Below are 17,414 nucleotides of genomic sequence, written 5' to 3'. Positions count from 1 at the left end.
GGCGAAGGCCATAGGGAACATCCAGGCCGGTGAACTCAACCGTAGCCGTTCCATTCTCTGCCAGATTCACGGTTTTCGTGGTGATGATCTTGCCGTCGATGACTAAGGAGACTTTCTTCGCCGCAGCCTTACTGTTGTAGCCGGCAAGAACAGCGCGAACGCGAGCAGCCTTCGTATCGGCTATCTGCGAGGGAGCGTCTACACTCACCACGGTGAAGTTCTCTTCAGTGCGATTGATGGTCGGATGCAGAATAAGTTTCGTACTCTCGGGCAGCACCATCTCGGCGAAATTGCCGGGAACGCTGGACCGCTGCATATCGCTGAAGAGATGAAGGTCGATGGGCGTATGGTTCGCCTCATCCAGCGCACGCACGCTGCGGCCAAGATCGCCGAAGTTAGAGCGACCGTCGCCGGGCTGAAGTCCGTTGATGGCCGAACGCAGCGTTTCGTCGTCTTCGATTGGCTGTGTCAATGCTTCGAGCTGACCGCCCAGGGCCATCACCTGTGCCTTCTGTCCCGAGTGCCGTCCACTCAGCGCACTAAGCGCCTGCTGCTTGGCTTCGGTAAACCGTGTACTGCTACGCATGCTGAGGGAGCGATCGACAACCAGCAACAGAAGGCGGCCATGCGCTTTGGAAGCCGGTCGACGGATGAATGGCGAGGCGAAAGCGAGTGTGAGCAACAGGACGATGAGGGTGCGGAGCGCGAAGAGCAGCAGGTACTTCAGGCGCCGATGTTTGGTGGAACTCTGCGTGCCGCGTTCGAAGAACATCAGCGAGCTGAAGGGAAGCGGTATGGATTTGTGGCGGCGCAGCAGATGCACGTAGACCGGCAGGCCTATGGCTAGCGCTCCAGCAAGAAACCATGGCGCAAGGAATCCCATCAGGCTGCCACCGCCTTTCTCAGCGAGAGGTATGCCTGCAAGGTGGCATCCAACGGCTGATCGGTAACCAGAAGACGATAGTCCATTCCTGCTGCGCGAGCCCGTGCCTCAATGGCGGCAAGATGAGCCTGCAGCCGGCGGCGGTATTCATTCTTCGCGTAGTCGGGAATGACCTCCATCACCTGACCGGTCTCCATGTCTTCCAAAACAGAGGGTCCACGAAGCTCCGGTTTGATCTCTTTCGGATCGAGTACCTGGAAGAGTGTGACCTCGCTGCCGTGATAGCGGAGCGGTTCAATCGCCTCCACCATCTCTTCCGGATCACCGAAGAAGTCCGAGAAGACCATCACCATGCCGCGCCGGCGTAGCAGCTCATGGGCATGGCGCATCGGGTTGGCAAAGTTCGTTCTTGCCGAGGGCTCGGCGCGGTCCAGGGCCGCCAGCACACGATAGAGCTGCCCCTGCCGCGTCGAGGGCCGCACCGCCTCTCGGACGTCGTCATCAAAGACAACAATGCCTGCAGCATCACGCTGGTACTTGATGGCCATGTACATCAGTGCCGCGGCCGCGTAGCGTGCGTAGTCCATCTTATTGACGGCGTGCGAGGTGTACTTCATAGAGTTGCTGGCATCCAGAAGTACAGTCACCTGGCTGTTGGTCTCGCCGCGATATCGCTTCAGGTAGGTTCGTTCCGTACGTGCAAAGAGATTCCAGTCGATATGGCGCGGGTCCTCTCCCGGCGTATAGGCACGGTACTCGGCGAACTCCTGGCTGAAGCCGAAATCGGCAGACCGGTGCAGGCCGGCAACAAAGCCGTCTACCACTGTGCGCGCCAGCAATTCAAGATTGCCGATGCTTGCCAGAATCGCGGGATCGAGGAATCGTTGCATCAGATTTCCTTCGGTGCGGGAAGATGGGCGATCAGGCGGCGCAGAATCTCATCGGTGTCGATGCGCTCGCTCTCGGCATGAAAGTTGAGGAGGATGCGGTGACGGAGCACGGGTATGGCCAGCGCCTTCAGATCGTCATAGGTGACGTGGTAGCGCTTGTGCGCCAGGGCGCGCGCTTTGGCTGCTAACACCAGGAACTGTGCCGCGCGGACACTGCCTCCGTAGTTGACGTACTTCTTCACGAAGTCCGGAGCGTTATCGCTCTTGAAGCGTGTCGCCCGTATCATGTTGACGGCCCAGCGAGCCAGCGAGTCCGCAATCGGCACCATGCGAACGAGCTGCTGCAGGTCAAGAAGTTCTTCCGCCGAGGTAACGGCATCAATGGTTGGATTCAAAGTTGCGGTGGTCATGTCGATGACCCTCACCTCATCATCGGCAGAGAGATAGTCCAGCACCGTATTGAAGAGGAACCGGTCAAGCTGTGCTTCGGGCAGAGGATACGTTCCTTCCAACTCGATTGGATTCTGAGTGGCAAGCACAAAGAAGGGAGAGGGCAGCGGGTAGACATGCCCGCGAACCGTACAAGACCGTTCCTGCATCGCCTCGAGCAGTGCAGCCTGTGTCTTCGGCGGAGTGCGGTTGATCTCGTCGGCCAGTACGATATTGCCGAAGATCGGTCCCGGCACAAAGGTCCAGGTGCGATGCCCGGTGGCGGGATTTTCTTCAATGATGTCCGTGCCGGTAATGTCTGACGGCATGAGGTCCGGCGTGAATTGAATGCGCTTGAACGAGAGCCCCAAAGCTTCCGCGATGGCCCTCACTGTCAGCGTCTTTGCCGTTCCTGGCATGCCGGTGAGAAGGCAGTGGCCACCGACAAACAGAGCGGTGAGGATCTGGTCCAGAACCTCATCCTGTCCGACGATCACCTTGCGGACCTGCGCCAGAATGCCATCGCGCACGGCGTGGAATCGCTGTATCCGCTGTTCGAGCTCTACTGCATCCAGGTTGTTAAGTGCGGTCTCCATCCAGTCCCTCGTCTTCAGTTGGTCTTGGGCGGCGCCGGTGCGCTGCCGTTATGCAGTTGCAGTAACAATGTCTGTGCAGGCCGGTAGCCGGGTGCAGCTTCAAGCGCTGCAAGAACAGCCTCTTCCGCCTTGGTTCGGTCGCCCTTCGCCATGTATGCCTGGGCCAGGTTGTATTGCGCCCCCGCGACGTCGAGCGGATGCAGTGCGACAACGGCGTTATATTCCCGCACGGCTCCGTCGTAGTTCTTCAGATCAAGAAAGAGCGTTCCGAGCCGGCGATGCAGCTCTTCGTCACCCGTGGGATACACATAGTTCAACCGGTCAAGTGTCGCTGCCGCTGCGGCCTTATCGCCAGCTTGTTCTTCCAGCGTCGCCAGTTGTTTCAGCGTGGCAGGTTCGTGCCCGCCCATCTTTTCGTACTCCACCAGAATTTTGGTTGCTGCTTGTTTGTTGCTGCCGCCTAGCTGAGCATCGGCAATCATCTGGTAAGCATTGGCATCGCCGATGTACTGCGGATAAAGAGCCTTTACCTTTTCTCCGTTAGCGAGAACGAAAGCATAGTCCTTCGACTTTGCATGTTGCGCGAGCTCGGTCAGCTGCTTCCGCCAGGGATCGAAGTTCTTGACGACTTCTCCCAACTGCTTGTCGAGCCATGACGTATAGTCCTTATCGAACTGCTCCGCGGAGATACCGAGGGTCGTCTGGATAACCTCCGGCGTCGGCGTGAGTTTGGCATAGGCGTGCACGATCTCAAGTAGCTTGCCTTCTCCCCAGCGCTCACCGATATAGTCGCAGATGCTTCCGCCCTGGAAGTAGCTCACGATAACCTGCGCTGGGTACTGCGGGTAGATAAAGCCGCGATCCAGCTCTGCAACCGGCAACAGCTTCTTATCGCGGATCGCAATAAGGATCTCCGGTGTGACGCGATCGCCCCACTCCGGCGAGGCCTGCGTCTCTTCATGGACCGCGAGACCTTCCGTAAACCAGCGCGGTACACGATGGTTCGTGGCAGACAGCACATACACGTGGCTAAGCTCGTGCCGAAGCGTGCTGGCCCAGTGAAACTCACCAGGTTTCCTGCCTGATGGGCTGTCCATGGCGACCACCTGGCCAAAGGTCACACCCAGAGCTCCCAGCCCGGGCATGCCCATGGTCCGTACGGCAAAGTCTTCATGGTCGGGATAGACCTCAAGCTGCACCGGTCCCTTCAACTTCATCTGATACTTCTTTTCGTAAGCCCCCATGGCACGGTGCAGCTCAGCAGAGAAGTAGGGTTGCAGCAGCTCTGCTTCCTTCTTGTTGAGCTTCAGGATGGTGGTGTCGTCGGTAAAGGTCTGGAAGTTCTTGTAGCTGTCCAGCAGCCGCAGACTGTTGACGGTGGCGGCATCGCGATATCCGTTGTCGTAGGCAAGCTGCAGCTCTTTCTCCGGCTCATCCTGCTGGCCAAGCCGCATCAGGTTAATGCCGAGCTGCGCGTGCGCCGACCATAGACCGGGTTGGACCTCTACGGCTTTACGGTAGTAGTTCACGCCATCGTTGTAACGGCGATTCTGTACCATGTGATAGCCGATGCGAGCATATCCTTCTCCATACTTTGGATTAATCGCAATGATCTTCGCCAGCCAAGCATCGGGCGAACGGTCATTCAACAACTCGATAGCTGCATGGATCGCCATGGCGTCCAGGGCGTCAGGCGCGAGAGCGATGGCCTGATCGGCTTCCTGGATTGCAGTATCGAAGTCGGAGTTTTCAAAGGCCATATCGGCAGCCAGTTCGCGGCTCTCCGCCGATTTAGGATCGAGCGTCAATGCCYTCGCTATGTACTGTGGAGCACGTCCATCAAAGCCATCGGCGCTGACCAGAGCCAATCCATAGAATGCAGGCGCGCAGTTAGGATCCTTGGCCAGGGCTTCGTTGAATAAGTTGACTGCCTCAGGATTATTAAAGCGTTCGTGAAAGAGCAGGCCCCAGCGGACGCGCACGGCTGCGCTGCTGCTCGGAGAAGCGACTGCGTCACGGAACTCGGCATTGGCCTGCGGGTAGTTCTCCAGCCCCCAGAACCCCTCGGCGCGCAACGCAGGGTCATTCGTATGTGTGAGCTGTGTGTAACAGGCCGTGGCATCCTTGCCATGTTTCTCCAGACCACGACACTCCTGCCACGTCGCCGCATGCGACGAAAGCGTAAGCGCGACCGTAAGCAGGAGGTATCTCATTTCTCCATCTCCTGCTGAACCTTGGCCAGTTCCAGCAAGGCAGCGGTGAGAGCCTGTTTATACTCGCCAGGCTCCATGGCTGCCTTCTCATACTTCAACTGATCGATCTTGCGCTCCAGCTCTTCCTTCTTTGCGAGCAGCGCTTGATGTTCCGGATCGTTGGCAATAGCCGCGTTGCCTCCATCGAGCCGCAGTACCGTGAAGGTTGAGAGCAGTGCGCCCTCCCGAGAACCTTGGGCAATGGTACGAACGGCCTCCCCCTTGCCGGTATCTTCGAAGACAGGATGTTCCGTGGCCAGGCGTTTTTGCGAGCTGTAGAACTCAGCAGTCTTGCGATCCGCATAGACAAATGCTTCCATTGCGGAGACGCTGCCACTCTTATCGGTATCGGCGGCAGGGTCCTGCATCGCCTGCAGCCAGTAGCGTGCAAAGACGGTGGCGTTTTTCTCGGTGCCGGTTTTGGTTGCTGTAATCACAGCACGGCCCGGATGTTGGAGCGCCACAACCGAGCCTCCGCTGGCGCTGGTCGTATTCACGACAAGCTGCCGCTTCGCAGGGATCTTGTCGAGAACGGCGGCGAGCTCTGTCGCCGAGAGATCGGGACCGACGAGATTGAACTTGTACTCCTCGCCATCGAACGATCCATGGCCGATAAGGATAAGTACCAGGTCATCCTCAGGTTTCGCGTTGCGAGCTACATCACTCAGTGCATCCGTCAACTTTGCCCGGGTCGCGTCGTTGCCGGTCAGCGTGACAACATGAGCAGCAGCCGAACCGTGGTAGACCTTCTCGAGATCTTTAGCGTTGGCGGTAAAGCGCTGTTCGTAGTCTGGTTCACCGCCCAGGCCCGCTACCGTGATGTAGTAGACGGCGGCATGGCAGCGGAGGCCGGCCATCGCGAGCAGCAGACCAAGAACCATGCGCTTCATACCACACCCCACTTTCTCCGTAGCAGCCACTGTGCGCTGACAAGCCCGAGTAGCAGGAGGTAGTTGATGGGCATATCCCAAAGAGGCTTGGTGTCACGAACTGAGATGCCGGCCTCAGAGTAGGAGATGTCACGCGGCAGGGTGCTGAGCTCCGAGGGTCGCCAATAACGGCCGCCGGTGCTGTTTGCCAGTCGCTCGAGCAACTCACGGTTCTGCTCCGTATGGAAGTTCTCTGCTATGCCGTCCTTCCGCTCAAGCGTGACAATGTCAGAGCCGAGAACCTCTCCCGCGCGCGATCCTGTAACCTCCACCGCATACGAGCCGGGTTTATCGGCAGTCCATTCCGTGCGGAAGCTTCCTGACTCACCAGGAACAGCCGCGAGCTGCACCATGGACGAAGTGCCATCCGGGCCGACGATGCGAGCCATTACATCAGCATCGGGAGCGGGCTGATACTGTTTGTCACGAACGGTAGCAGAGAGAACGACGTGCCCCTCATCCAGCAGTGTCTGCGCCGGAACGCTCGCCGTAACAGGTCCTGGCGACTCCGCCGCGACATAACGCAGAAGCTGTCTCCAGAACTGATCGTGCGATCCGTCGCCGACCGGCATACTCATCTGCCAGCGCCACGTACCGGCGGTGGCCATCAAGGCCGTACGTCCACGGCCATATGGCTCCGTGATGAGCATCGGCATCTTGCGGTGCGTATCGCTCATCTCTAACAGCACCGTGGCTCCGGGCTTAGGAGAGCCGGCATCCTGGTAGTCGGCGGTGTAGGGAAGCTTCTTCCATCGTGCAGAGTTGACCGCCGCGTCGTCGGCTAGGCGCGTCACAGGCGATTCGGCGCCAACCTGTGTCAGAAGCGGATAGGCTGGGTCGCGATGGAAGGTCTCTTTTGTTTTTGGCAGAAAGGTAGGAATAAGGTCCGAGGCTCCGGAACTTGTCCATCCGCCATCGGCGAGAGAAAAGCGGCCGCCAAGAAAAAGCACTCCACCGCCGCGGCGATCGACGAACTCACGCAACAGCTCCTGTTGTGAGGGCGTAAAGTATCCGCTCTCGACCGAACCAATGATGATGCCGGAGTAGCCGAAGAGATCCTCCGGTCGTGTCGGGAAGCCTTCAGCGAGTTCACTCGGATCGCTGATGCCCTGACGATAGATCTTGTTCTCCGTCGTTCGCAGCATGGAGACCATCTGCAGTTGCTGGTCATCATCGGACGCGCGACGGATGAACTTGAACTCCCAACGCGGCTCACCCTCTACGAAGAGAATCCTGCGTTTGTCGCCGCTCACGTTCACCATGCGGCTGAGGCTGTTGTTGATGACATTCGTTTCGCCGGGCATCGGCGAAACGGAAAACTCAAAGCTCTTGGCGCCCGCATCGCCTGCATCGAAATAGAGGGTGTCGGTGTGCGTCTCACCATTTGCCGGCAAGACAAGCTCATGCCCGGCGAGCGCTTTGCCGCTCTCGCGCACGGTCAACATCGCCTTCTGCCCTGAGAATCCACGCTGATGAAACCGGACTGTTGCCACCATGCGCGATGATGCCAGGGCGCGGGCGGCGACGCTGACGCCTTCCATCTCCACATCGTGCTCTGCGGTCTCACTGCCGAAGCCGATGGTGTGCACCGGAAGGTGACGGTTGCGAAGAGCATCGAGCGCGGCAATGTCGACGCCGCCTCCGCCTTCGTCACTGCCGGAAGCGTTCTCTGCGCCGTCACTCATCAGCACGATCGCGCCGATTGGCAGATCCTGTGTCTGGGTGAGGAACTGCCGCAGGCCGTCGCTGAGGTGCGTGGATCGTCCAGCGGATTGCAGCTTATCCGGACTGTCGACTTCGCCCATGGAAGCACCGACGTGATAGAGCCGGGTCTGAAAACGCTGCTTCAGGCCATCCAGAACGCCATTCTTCAGCGCGGCAACGGCAGCCTGTTCGCGCGTCTGCTGAGTGCCCGCGTCACTTTGCGCCATGCTGTGCGAGTCATCCACCAGGATGGCGATGATGTTCTGTTGGGAACGCAGTTCAGCAACGTTGAGCGCCGGCTCCCACAACAGGAGCAGTAGCAACACCAACATCGCGGTCTGCAGGACCCAGATCACGGCAGATCTCCATGACTTCAACTTCGGCGCCGCTGTACTCCAGCGAAACCAGATCAACCCTGCCAGACCCAGGATGCCCAGAACGACGGCGAGCACGAGCATCCAGCGTGGCCAAGAGCTGAGCAGGATCAGCCGTCCGCGGGCGAAGGCCGTGTAGGGATACTTGAAGAAGAACTCGAACATGTGCCGCGGAGCCTGGTTTCCTGTCTATGGTTCGTTGATCAATGCGTCATGCCATACACGATGTAGTTCAGGCCGACACGAAATGCCTGCGCGGCAAACTTTTCCGGATAGTCGGGATCGTCAGCCCACTCCCATGCATCACCCAGATGCATGTTGTGACAGATCGCAACCATGATGCGCCCCTTGTCATCACGGATGGCCCGCCACTTCGGGGTGAAGCCGTCTTTCTCATACGTTCTGTGGGTACGGATATAGTGTTCGCCCGGAACCTGGATGCGGTCATCCATGTCATACAAAACATGGAAGATCTCATCTCCGCTCTGCAGGTCTTCTACGGGGCGGTCCGGAAGAACCTGGCGCATGCCTTCCATAAAGTCTTCCCAGTCCTGGCTTCCGTGGAAGTCGTCGACCATCAGAAATCCACCTTTATTGAGGTAGTCACGCAGCCGCTTTGCCTCCGTATCAGAGAAGGTCCAGGCTTGTACCTGCACGGCGTAGACCCAGGGATATTCGAAGATAGCGTCTGAATCCAGGTCGACGACCTGCTCATACGGGCGGCCTTCAATACGGGTAAGGCGCTTCATCGCGACCAGAAGCTGTCGATCTGCCTTTGGGTAATCGCGGGACCAGGCGGCGCGCCCCCACCCCCAGCCGTATCCGTTACCGCCGGAGCGAGAGGTATAGGCGAGGCGCGACCAGACGAATTCGGCTTTCTGAGCCTGGCGCTGTTCCGAGTCGTCGAACCCGAAGTAGGCCGTCCGCTGGTAAGCCCGAACAACCGAGCAGCAGGCAAGGGCGACGGCGGCRACTGCGGTAGCGGCAAGCAGCTTCATCGTGCGACCTCCTGAGAAGGTACTCAGTCTACGTGCGTATAAGGCTTGCAGGATAGACGAAGCGACTCAAGGAGTTGTTTCCACGAAAGTTTCGTCTTTTTTCCATGCACTGCGTCTTACCGGTATGCCGGCAACTGCTTGCCTGAGAAATTCTTACCGTGAGACCATCACCTTCACGCGAGGCCCCAGGTGAAACGGCGAGATTTTTTACGTTCCGGCGCCATGGCGCTGGCTGCTCCCGGTCTGCGAGATGCGGGCCTGTATGGCCTGTCCCAGATGGGACAGATGGCGATGCCTTCTCAGGGGCAAACGTCTGCCCCTCCCGGCCTGGAATCGCATTCAGGACCGCCTGCCGATATTACCCTCCGCATCGAACCCGTGACTGTGGAGCTCGCCCCGGATCGCATCTTGTCGACCATTGGCTATAACGGAACCTCGCCTGGACCGATCCTCCGTATGAAACAGGGAAAACCAGTCACGGTAGACGTCGTCAACCGGACGGATACTCCGGAACTCGTTCACTGGCATGGCTTTCTGATCTCGCCGGAGACGGACGGTGTCGAAGAGCAGGGGGCTCGTCCCATTCCGCCGCAGGGAACGCGCCGCCTGCAATTTACGCCAGCCCTTTTCGGTTCCCGGTGGTATCACACCCACGCCATGGCGGAATCTGACCTGCACAAAGGCACCTATACCGGGCAATTCGGCTTCGTGTACATCGACCCGGCATCGGGTGACCCGGGCCATTACGACCAGGAACACTTTCTCGCCCTCCGCGACTGGGAGCCGTTCTTCTCCTCGACCATGGAAGACGATGACGATGAAGACGGCAAACCGGCGCTTCAGCCGGAAAAGCCGACCAGGGACCTGCCTGGCTCGCCAGGGCTCGAGGTCAGTTCCATGACCTACTCCATTAACGACAAGGCATTAGGGGCAGGCCAGCCCATTCGGGTAAAACAGGGAGACCGGGTTCTCTTCCATCTGTTGAATGCATCCGCGATCGAGAACCGGCGTGTCGCCTTCGCCGGTCACAAATTTCGGATCATCGCCTTGGACGGCAATCCCGTCCCTACGCCAGTGGAGGTGGATGCGATCTTCCTGGGAGCCGGGGAACGTGTCTGTGCCATCGTGGAGATGAACAATCCGGGTGTATGGATCCTCGGCGCGACGAATGACATGATCCGCAATGCCGGTCTTGGCGTCATCGTGGAGTACGCCAATCAGCACAAAAAAGCAGCATGGACCAAGCCCGGACCGGCGAGTTGGGACTACACCCTCTTCGGTAAGCCGGGAGCACCGGCGCAGAAACCCGATGCGGTGATCGACATGGTCTTCGAAAAGATGCCGTCGGGTATGGGCAAGTTCAACGCCTGGCTCATCAACGGCAAACCGTATCCGCACGAGCGCGAGTTTCTGTTAGAGCAAGGCAAGCGCTACCGTCTCATCTATCGAAATCGCACCGATGATGCCCACCCGATGCATCTGCATCGCCATCAGACGGAACTCGTAGAGCTCAACGGAAAATGGACCCACGGCCTGATCAAAGACACGGTCGTCGTACCGTATTTCGGCCGCGCCTCCGTAGACTTTGTTGCTGACCAGCCTGGGCTGACTCTCTTCCACTGCCATATCCAGAACCACATGGACTACGGCTTCAAGGCTCTTTTCCGTTACACCTAAGCTGGCTTGCAGAGATGCAACCAAGTCATCCAAGGACGCCATCTTTGGCGACTATGAGAGACGGAATGGAACGCAAAACGCCGGAGGGAAAACCTCCCGCCGTCTTTCTCCGTCGTAGACAACCGTAAAGGAGGACGACATGCCAGAGAAAGCAACAACCGAACGCGCAAAGAACGATCTTCGTGAAGGAAAGTCTCCTTCAACCGCGGCTGGAGAGTTTGTGCATGAGGAGATCGAGCATATTCGCGAAGGGAAACATGGTGCGCGATCGCCGCAGCAGGCTATCGCAATTGGTCTCAGCAAGGCACGCAGAGCCGGAATTCCGCTTCCTCCTCCAGGGAAAGGACAAGCGAAGGAGAGCACCCGCAAGTCCGCTGAAAAAGCATACGAAAAAGGCCAGGAGGGAGCCGAACCAGTTTCTCCTAAACTCTCCAGGGCCAGAGAGCGGGTGTTGCAGCGCGAATCTCATCGGTCCGCGACACGCGGTGCTCTCTCAAAGCAGGCAAAGACAGCTTCGAGCAAGCGGACTTCCAAGAGCCGGCATGAGGCAGCAATGAAGGCCGTAACAACAAAGGGTAAGGAAGGCCTTCGCAGTGCAGCTCGTAAGGCGGCGCGGACTCGCAGTAAAAAGGGATAGAGCATTTTCCCTGTCGCGATGAAAACGCCGTTGCACGCCTCTTCCGGGATATCGAGTAACAGGGAAAATACCTCTAGGCCCTTGTCGAGGCAGCATCTAGAAGGTCTCGGCGGGAAGTCCTGCGCACCATCGTTTCCAGGCTGTGCGAAGCTTCTCCACCAGCACATCTACAACCTGGTCATGTTGACGCAATGCGCTGCGGGCGAACATGGAAGGCAGTTCATGTCGTAATGTATTCAGCAATTCCAGCTTTTGCGTCCACCAGACGGCCTTCTCTACAAATTCGTTCTGACTGTACGTAATGAACTCTGGAATACCCACATGGGAGGCGATCGACGTACCGATGCGGCCGGAGACGAGTTCGCTGCAGAGGGTGAGGGTCGGGATTCCCATGCACAAGGCATGGCTGGTGCTGGTGCTGCCGTTATAGGGGAAGGTGTCCAGGCAGAGATCGGCCATCCGATACTGTTCCAGTTGTTCCAGCACAGATCGCGTATGCAGGAAGAGCAACCGTTCCTCCGCTACACCTTCAGCGAGGAACCATGCCTTTACGGTCTCTGGGGGAGCGCCGTTGGACATGGTTGCCAGGATCATCCGCGAACCCGGAACCGCCTTCAAGATCCGAGCCCATAATGCGATGAGAGGCTGGTTAAGCTTGTTGACGCGCGCTAGGCAGCAGAAGGTGAAGTAGCCATTGGTCAGCGCAGGAAGTTCGTTTCGCTCAGGCGCTGGTTCATAGGGCGCGAACGTCGTGGTGGCAGGTAGATAAAGAATCTTCTCGGAGAACTGCGGTTGTTCACTGGGAGTGATCAGATTCGCATCGCCAATGAAGTAGTCCATTGCGTCCAGACCAGTCGTCGCGACATATCCGATCCAACTCATCTGCAGGGGAGCTGGTTTGCGTGCGAAGGTCAGCATGCGGTTGTCACCGCTATGACCAGAGAGGTCGAATAGGATGTCGATAACGTCGGCTCGTATGGCGCGTGTAAGCGCCTCATCTGAGGCCGAAGCGGCTCCGCGCCAGTAATCGAACAATTCCTGGTACTGCGCTGTAACTGTGTCGTACTGCCGGCTCACGTTGTAGGCATAGAGCTGCAGGTCCGTATGCTGTGTAAGCCGTTCGAGCGCAGGCATCAGATAGCGGACGACCGGATGATTGCGCAGATCGCCCGAGACAAAGCCTACCCGCAGAGTCCGATCAGGCTCGCGCGTATTGAGATAGTTTCCCCATTGAGACTTCAGCGGTGTTTCGAAACGCTCTGCGTAAATGCGGTGTTCCGCCAGGATTGCAGCGGAAGTGCAGTTATCCCGTAGAGAAAGCGTGAACAGCAGATTACTGTGCCCCTGGGCCAAATTGGGATCCAGCCGGATAGCATGGCGCAGCAGCATCTCTGTCTCGGCGACAAATCCATGATGCCCCATCAGCTCTCCCAGATTGACGAACGGCGGAGCAAAGGTGGCGTCGAGCTCGATGGCTCGCCGGTAATACGCCTCTGCCTCAGGATAGCGGTGCTGCTTGCTTAGAAGTTGTCCGTAGTTATTCAGCAGACGTACTTCCTGCGGCATGACTCGAACGGCGCATTGATAGTGCAGGTCGGCTTCCTCCAACTGCTCGCGCATGTTGAGGATATTCGCCAGGTTTACGTGCGTCAGAGCATGATCCGGATCCATGGTCAAAACAAAGCGGAGTCTGGTCTCTGCTGCCGTCAAGTTACCCATCTCAAGCAGTGTGACGCCCAGATTGTAAAAGGGCTCAATGGAGTCCTGATGCAAGGCAATTGCCCGCTCGTAGTGACGAACCGCCTCACCCTGGCGCCCGGCACCCTTCAATGCATTGCCATAGTTGTTCTGATACTGCCAATCGTCATGCAGATTTGCAGGCGCCTGCTGATAGAGCGCAATGGCCGTGTTCAGATCACCGCGGGTAGCGATGGTGGCGGCAAGGATCTTCCAGGCAAGAGGGTGCTGCGGGTTGCGCGCATTCAAACTGCGAGCCAGGGCTTCAGCCTCAGCTAAACGGCCTTGAAGGAAATACTGTTCCAGAGCCAGCAGCTCCTCGGAGGACACCGGGGTACAGTTCGTTGGAAGGCTCTTATCTTGAACCAGAGGATTCTCTAATCTTCATGATCCATGCAAGCTATTGATTTATAAGTACATAAATCGTCGCCATCCATCTTTGAGCCTCTACGGCTCGGCTGCGAGGAGTGATTTCGATTTCACTCGCAAACTTGTTCTTTCATGTATGGTTTTCGTGTTGTTTTATCGGAGGAAATCTGTGAGGGAAGTACGACCGCTGCGCCGAATCATCCATATTCTGAGTCTTCTGTCTCTGATCCTTGTTTCCTGTCCTTTGGCAGGGATTGCTGAGGATGACCCGGAAAAGGGATCTCTGAACAAGCCGGACAGGTTGGAATGGTTTCGCGATCAGGGTTTTGGTCTCTTTATTCACTGGAGCGTCGACAGCCAACTCGGTGTGGTGATCAGCCACTCGCTGGACGTTCAACCGAGGAATAACCCGGGCCTGATGCAGTACGACCAGAGTCAGCTCAAAGAGCTGCTGACGAACTATGGCAAAGTCGACGAACTCTTCCTCGATGGTGAGGCCATGGGTCTACGCGATCTTGCATGGAAGCTCGACCCCAACATCATTGTGACGCGCGGCGCCATTAAGACACCTGAGCTGACCGTTCCTGGCATGCCGCTTCCCGGGCCGTGGGAGACCTGCATGACGATGGGAACGGCCTGGCAGTACCAGCCTCAAAACGAACACTACAAGTCAGGCGGAGAGCTGATTCGCCTGCTCGTACAGACACGCGCCAAGGGAGGCAACTTCCTGTTGAACGTCGGGCCTAAACCGAATGGTGAGCTTCCGATCGAAGAAGAGGAGCGCCTGCGTGAGATGGCTCTCTGGATGTTCGTGAACTCCGATGCGATCTATGCCGTGCGTCCCTGGGTCATTACCAACGAAGGCGATGTCTGGTTTACCAAAAAGAAAGACAACAGCGCGCTTTATGCCGTCGTCGAGTCCAACACACCATGGCCCCGCGCTACATGGAAGGAATTCACGCTTCATTCCGTTCGAGCCACGGAAAAGACAGAGGTAAGTGTCCTTGGACAGAGTGACGAGGTCGTGGAGTATCACCCCGAAATTACTCCGAAATCGACATGGCATCAGGAGAAAGACGGCCTCCATGTGCGAGTGCTGCAGGCACAGCGGCTGCAGGATAATTTCCGCTGGCCGAATCCAGCCGTGATCAGAATTACAAACGTCGAGCCTGCCCTCAAGCCACCGGAGGTGCAGACAACCGGCTCAGTCGTTCGCACATCGGGAGAAGAAACACTCGAAGGTTCTGTCCTTGATATGGGGGACCAGCCCTCGCTTGAAGTGACCTTCGAATATCGACCGGTCTCTGGAGAGGATGTGAATTCACGCACGGCTGCCTGGACCGCAACGCCGGCGCAAACGGTTTCTAAACCAGGACTGTTTACGGCAGACCTCAAAGGACTGGATCCCAAGGGCGCTTATGAGTTTCGTGCAGTGATTCACCACCCGCTGTTGCCACTCTATGGTGCAGAGCTGAAGATGAAGCGATAGAGCATTTTCCCTGTGGGTGTAGAGTAGGGCTTCCGCATCTATGGGCGTTTTCCGCAATGAAAACGCCGCTGCACGCCCCTTCCGGGATACCCGGCAACAGGGAAAACGCTCTAACTGAAAAGAAAGTGAAAGCCTGTCCGGGAGATTCCTCCGGACAGGCTTCTGCTTTTCAAAGCCGCGTCTTCTTAGAACTGGAACTTGCCGGCGAATTGAAGGATGCGTTGCGAGTTTCCGGAAGCGACACCGCTGATGGTGCCAAAGGTCGAAGGAGTCGTTACTGTGGCCGCTGGATTGCCGAGAACTGGATGGTTCAGGATATTGAAAGCTTCGGCATCGAGTTTGAAGGAAAGGTTCTCATGAATGGGGAAGATCCGATGGATTGAGGTATCCAGCCCCCACGACTGTTGCCCCTGAAGGAAGTTTCGAGGAGCATTTCCGAGTGTTCCGATCGCTGGTGTTTTGAAGGCGCAGGGGTTGAACCATTGTGTCCGGGTACGGGTCGCCCCACCGGGCGGTGTGCAGGATGGGTTGCCGTCGATCGGACCGGATTTATAAGGATCACCGACAAGGTCGGCACGTTCATAGGTTCCGGCGTTACCGGTGTTGGCAATGTCACCCGCTGCAGTCACATTGAAGTTCTGGCCGGAGCGGGCAGAGATGATGGCATTCACCTGCCAGTTTCCAACGACGTAGTCGCCCATCGTATTTCCCGTTGAGAATCGCTTGTTCTTTCCGATGGGAAGTTCGTATACGAAGTTAGCGGCGAGAATTTGAGGGATGTTGAAACCCGCAGGTCCCCGGCTGCCACGCGGATTATATGGATCCTCGGGAACTCCATTTTCGACGCCGAAGTAGCCGTCAGTGCCCTCATTCAATGTCTTGCTCCACGTATAAGCGACGGTGTATCCGAGACCATCGCTGAAGTGACGCTGGAACGACGCCTGCAGTGCGTTGTAAGAAGCATTCGCGCCCGAATGGTCCCAGGACTTCTGCGGAACGGTGTAGGGGAACGGTTGGCCGGTGTTGGTTCCGCGTGCGGCGAAGGATACACACGTGGAGCAGGGAGTTCCCGTGTTGTAGTAGCCGCCGATATCCAGGCGGTGTGACGAAGATCCAACGTAGTTGAGCGAGAGGACGGTATGAGCGCCGAACTGTTGCTCGATACCGAAGTTGTACTGCTCAGAATATGGATTCTTCCACTGTGGATCGACCATGTAGTTGACGTTCGACGAGCCAAAGGGAGTCGCCGCCGGCAGATTGCCGGAGTTGGCGGCGAAAGGGTCTTGGGCCGAGGTATAGACCGTTCCTGGAGTATTGGTTCCATTGATCTGCAGAGTTCCGGTATCGGGCCACGACCCCTGGTAGTTCTGGGTCATCTGAATGATGGCTGCCCAGTTGTCATAGGTCATGCCGAAGCCGCCGCGGACCGACATCTTATCGTTGACGCGATAAGCGAAGCCGATACGAGGAGAGACATTGTCTTTGCTGCCGTGGAGAATCTTTCCTCCGGTGGCAACCCGGACGTGTGCTGGCAGCGTTGCGCTGGGAAGGCATGGCGCATGCTTGCGGTCACTGCACAGGGGTGGCAGCTTCTGGATGATGTAGTCGCCAGTATTGAAGTCGAAGTCTCCAGTTTCAGGCGAGCCCTGCAGGCCGATCGAGTCATCCGTACCGAAGGCTGGAATCACACTGCGGTCGTAACGAACGCCAATGTTCAGTGTGAAGGTGTGAGTGATCTTCCAACTGTCCTGAAGATAGATGTTGGCGATACCGCCGGGACGCTCCGTCAAAAAGACATTGCGCTTGTTCTCGGAGTTTGGATAGTCGAGTAGGAAATCGGCCAGTCCAAAACCTGACTGAGCGGCGATCTGGGCGGAAGTGATATTCGAAGGGGAACCGGGGTTTGCTCCGGCCTGACCTGGAACATTGCCGAAGTTGCCCGTTGAAGCTCCAGTGAAACTGACCTGTCCTTGACGCAGTTGCGCGGTGTAGTTCACCTGGTCCCATCCACCGCCGGCTTGTAGCTGATGACTACCGATGGTGTGCATCACGCTTCCCAGCCATTCGTGAATGCTGGAGAGGTTTTTCGATGGGCTGTTGACTTCACCTCCAGAGAAGCCGTTGGTGACTGCCTGGGTGACAAGCAGAGTTGCACCACCGACGAACGAGTTGCACATATCTCCTGAGCAACCATACGTCTTCCAGAGATTGCGATCGTTGAATTGTGTGACGGTGGTATTCCCGACATGTGTGCGACCGTATTGAACCTGCATGCTGGTTGCGGGGCTGAAGACATGCATCCAGCTCACTCCATACTGTTCGGCAGGAATATCCGTCGAGGTGAAGAGTGTCGGTAATGTGCTGGGTGATTCCTGGTTCCACTGAATGCCGGAATAGCGGAAGAAGATGAAGTCCTTCGTGCCGATGTGCTGATCGATGCGGCCGGTATA

11 protein-coding genes and 1 pseudogene are annotated in these 17,414 nt (G+C 57.4%); 3 read left to right on the top strand and 9 right to left on the bottom strand.

The window, feature by feature from the left end:
* From AB4043_RS01295 to AB4043_RS01265, 7 genes are all read right to left on the bottom strand, one after another.
* On the bottom strand, nucleotides 1-883 hold an 883-nt coding region (locus AB4043_RS01295), incomplete at its 3' end, for a BatA domain-containing protein (RefSeq protein WP_442306359.1).
* Nucleotides 883-1,773 (bottom strand): DUF58 domain-containing protein, encoded by an 891-nt coding sequence (locus AB4043_RS01290; protein ID WP_442299705.1) that lies wholly within the window; start codon nucleotides 1,771-1,773, stop codon nucleotides 883-885. The genes AB4043_RS01290 and AB4043_RS01295, both read right to left, overlap by 1 nt.
* Nucleotides 1,773-2,798, bottom strand: a complete 1,026-nt coding sequence (locus AB4043_RS01285) for an AAA family ATPase (protein WP_442299704.1) — start codon at nucleotides 2,796-2,798, stop codon at nucleotides 1,773-1,775. The genes AB4043_RS01290 and AB4043_RS01285 overlap by 1 nt, the downstream gene beginning before the upstream one ends.
* 14 nt (nucleotides 2,799-2,812) lie before the next feature.
* Entirely contained in the window at nucleotides 2,813-5,011 is a 2,199-nt protein-coding gene (locus AB4043_RS01280; protein ID WP_442306358.1) for a tetratricopeptide repeat protein, read from the bottom strand.
* Nucleotides 5,008-5,940, bottom strand: coding sequence for a hypothetical protein (locus AB4043_RS01275; RefSeq protein WP_442299702.1), 933 nt, complete (start codon nucleotides 5,938-5,940; stop codon nucleotides 5,008-5,010). Before AB4043_RS01275 ends, AB4043_RS01280 begins: the two co-directional genes overlap by 4 nt.
* Nucleotides 5,937-8,222, bottom strand: a complete 2,286-nt coding sequence (locus tag AB4043_RS01270; protein ID WP_442299701.1) for a glutamine amidotransferase — start codon at nucleotides 8,220-8,222, stop codon at nucleotides 5,937-5,939. The genes AB4043_RS01275 and AB4043_RS01270 overlap by 4 nt, the downstream gene beginning before the upstream one ends.
* Before the next feature lie 38 nt (nucleotides 8,223-8,260).
* A complete protein-coding gene (locus AB4043_RS01265) occupies nucleotides 8,261-9,055 on the bottom strand; it encodes a DUF4159 domain-containing protein (protein ID WP_442299700.1) in 795 nt (264 codons plus the stop codon).
* A gap of 189 nt (nucleotides 9,056-9,244) precedes the next feature.
* Here AB4043_RS01265 and AB4043_RS01260 point away from each other — a divergent pair, with 189 nt between their 5' ends.
* Nucleotides 9,245-10,732, top strand: a complete 1,488-nt coding sequence (locus AB4043_RS01260) for a multicopper oxidase family protein (protein ID WP_442299699.1) — start codon at nucleotides 9,245-9,247, stop codon at nucleotides 10,730-10,732.
* Between the two features lie 139 nt (nucleotides 10,733-10,871).
* Nucleotides 10,872-11,369, top strand: coding sequence for a DNA-binding protein (locus AB4043_RS01255; protein ID WP_442299698.1), 498 nt, complete (start codon nucleotides 10,872-10,874; stop codon nucleotides 11,367-11,369).
* Between the two features lie 96 nt (nucleotides 11,370-11,465).
* On the opposite strand, the gene AB4043_RS01250 is transcribed toward AB4043_RS01255, so the two are convergent.
* Nucleotides 11,466-13,436: an O-linked N-acetylglucosamine transferase, SPINDLY family protein gene (locus AB4043_RS01250; protein ID WP_442306357.1), complete on the bottom strand. Its 1,971-nt coding sequence runs from the start codon at nucleotides 13,434-13,436 to the stop codon at nucleotides 11,466-11,468.
* 208 nt (nucleotides 13,437-13,644) lie between these two features.
* Here AB4043_RS01250 and AB4043_RS01245 point away from each other — a divergent pair, with 208 nt between their 5' ends.
* The gene (locus tag AB4043_RS01245; protein WP_442306356.1) at nucleotides 13,645-14,964 is read left to right on the top strand and encodes an alpha-L-fucosidase; all 1,320 of its coding nucleotides are present in this window, start codon (nucleotides 13,645-13,647) and stop codon (nucleotides 14,962-14,964) included.
* Nucleotides 14,965-15,149: 185 nt separating this feature from the next.
* Here AB4043_RS01245 and AB4043_RS01240 read toward each other — a convergent pair.
* Nucleotides 15,150-17,414 (bottom strand): annotated as a pseudogene (locus AB4043_RS01240) (TonB-dependent receptor); the annotation flags it as partial.

The organism is Terriglobus sp. YAF25 (assembly GCF_052113305.1).
GTDB lineage: Bacteria > Acidobacteriota > Terriglobia > Terriglobales > Acidobacteriaceae > Terriglobus.
Note: the sequence above shows the minus strand (reverse complement) of the source record. Positions and strands in the feature narration are given on the sequence as shown.

Excerpts from the sequence above, each read along its gene's own strand:
- AB4043_RS01290 (WP_442299705.1), bottom strand. The coding sequence starts at position 1,773 with ATGCAACGATTCCTCGATCCCGCGATTCTGGCAAGCATCGGCAATCTT.
- AB4043_RS01285 (WP_442299704.1), bottom strand. The coding sequence starts at position 2,798 with ATGGAGACCGCACTTAACAACCTGGATGCAGTAGAGCTCGAACAGCGG.
- AB4043_RS01255 (WP_442299698.1), top strand. The coding sequence starts at position 10,872 with ATGCCAGAGAAAGCAACAACCGAACGCGCAAAGAACGATCTTCGTGAA.
- AB4043_RS01270 (WP_442299701.1), bottom strand. The coding sequence starts at position 8,222 with ATGTTCGAGTTCTTCTTCAAGTATCCCTACACGGCCTTCGCCCGCGGA.
- AB4043_RS01275 (WP_442299702.1), bottom strand. The coding sequence starts at position 5,940 with ATGAAGCGCATGGTTCTTGGTCTGCTGCTCGCGATGGCCGGCCTCCGC.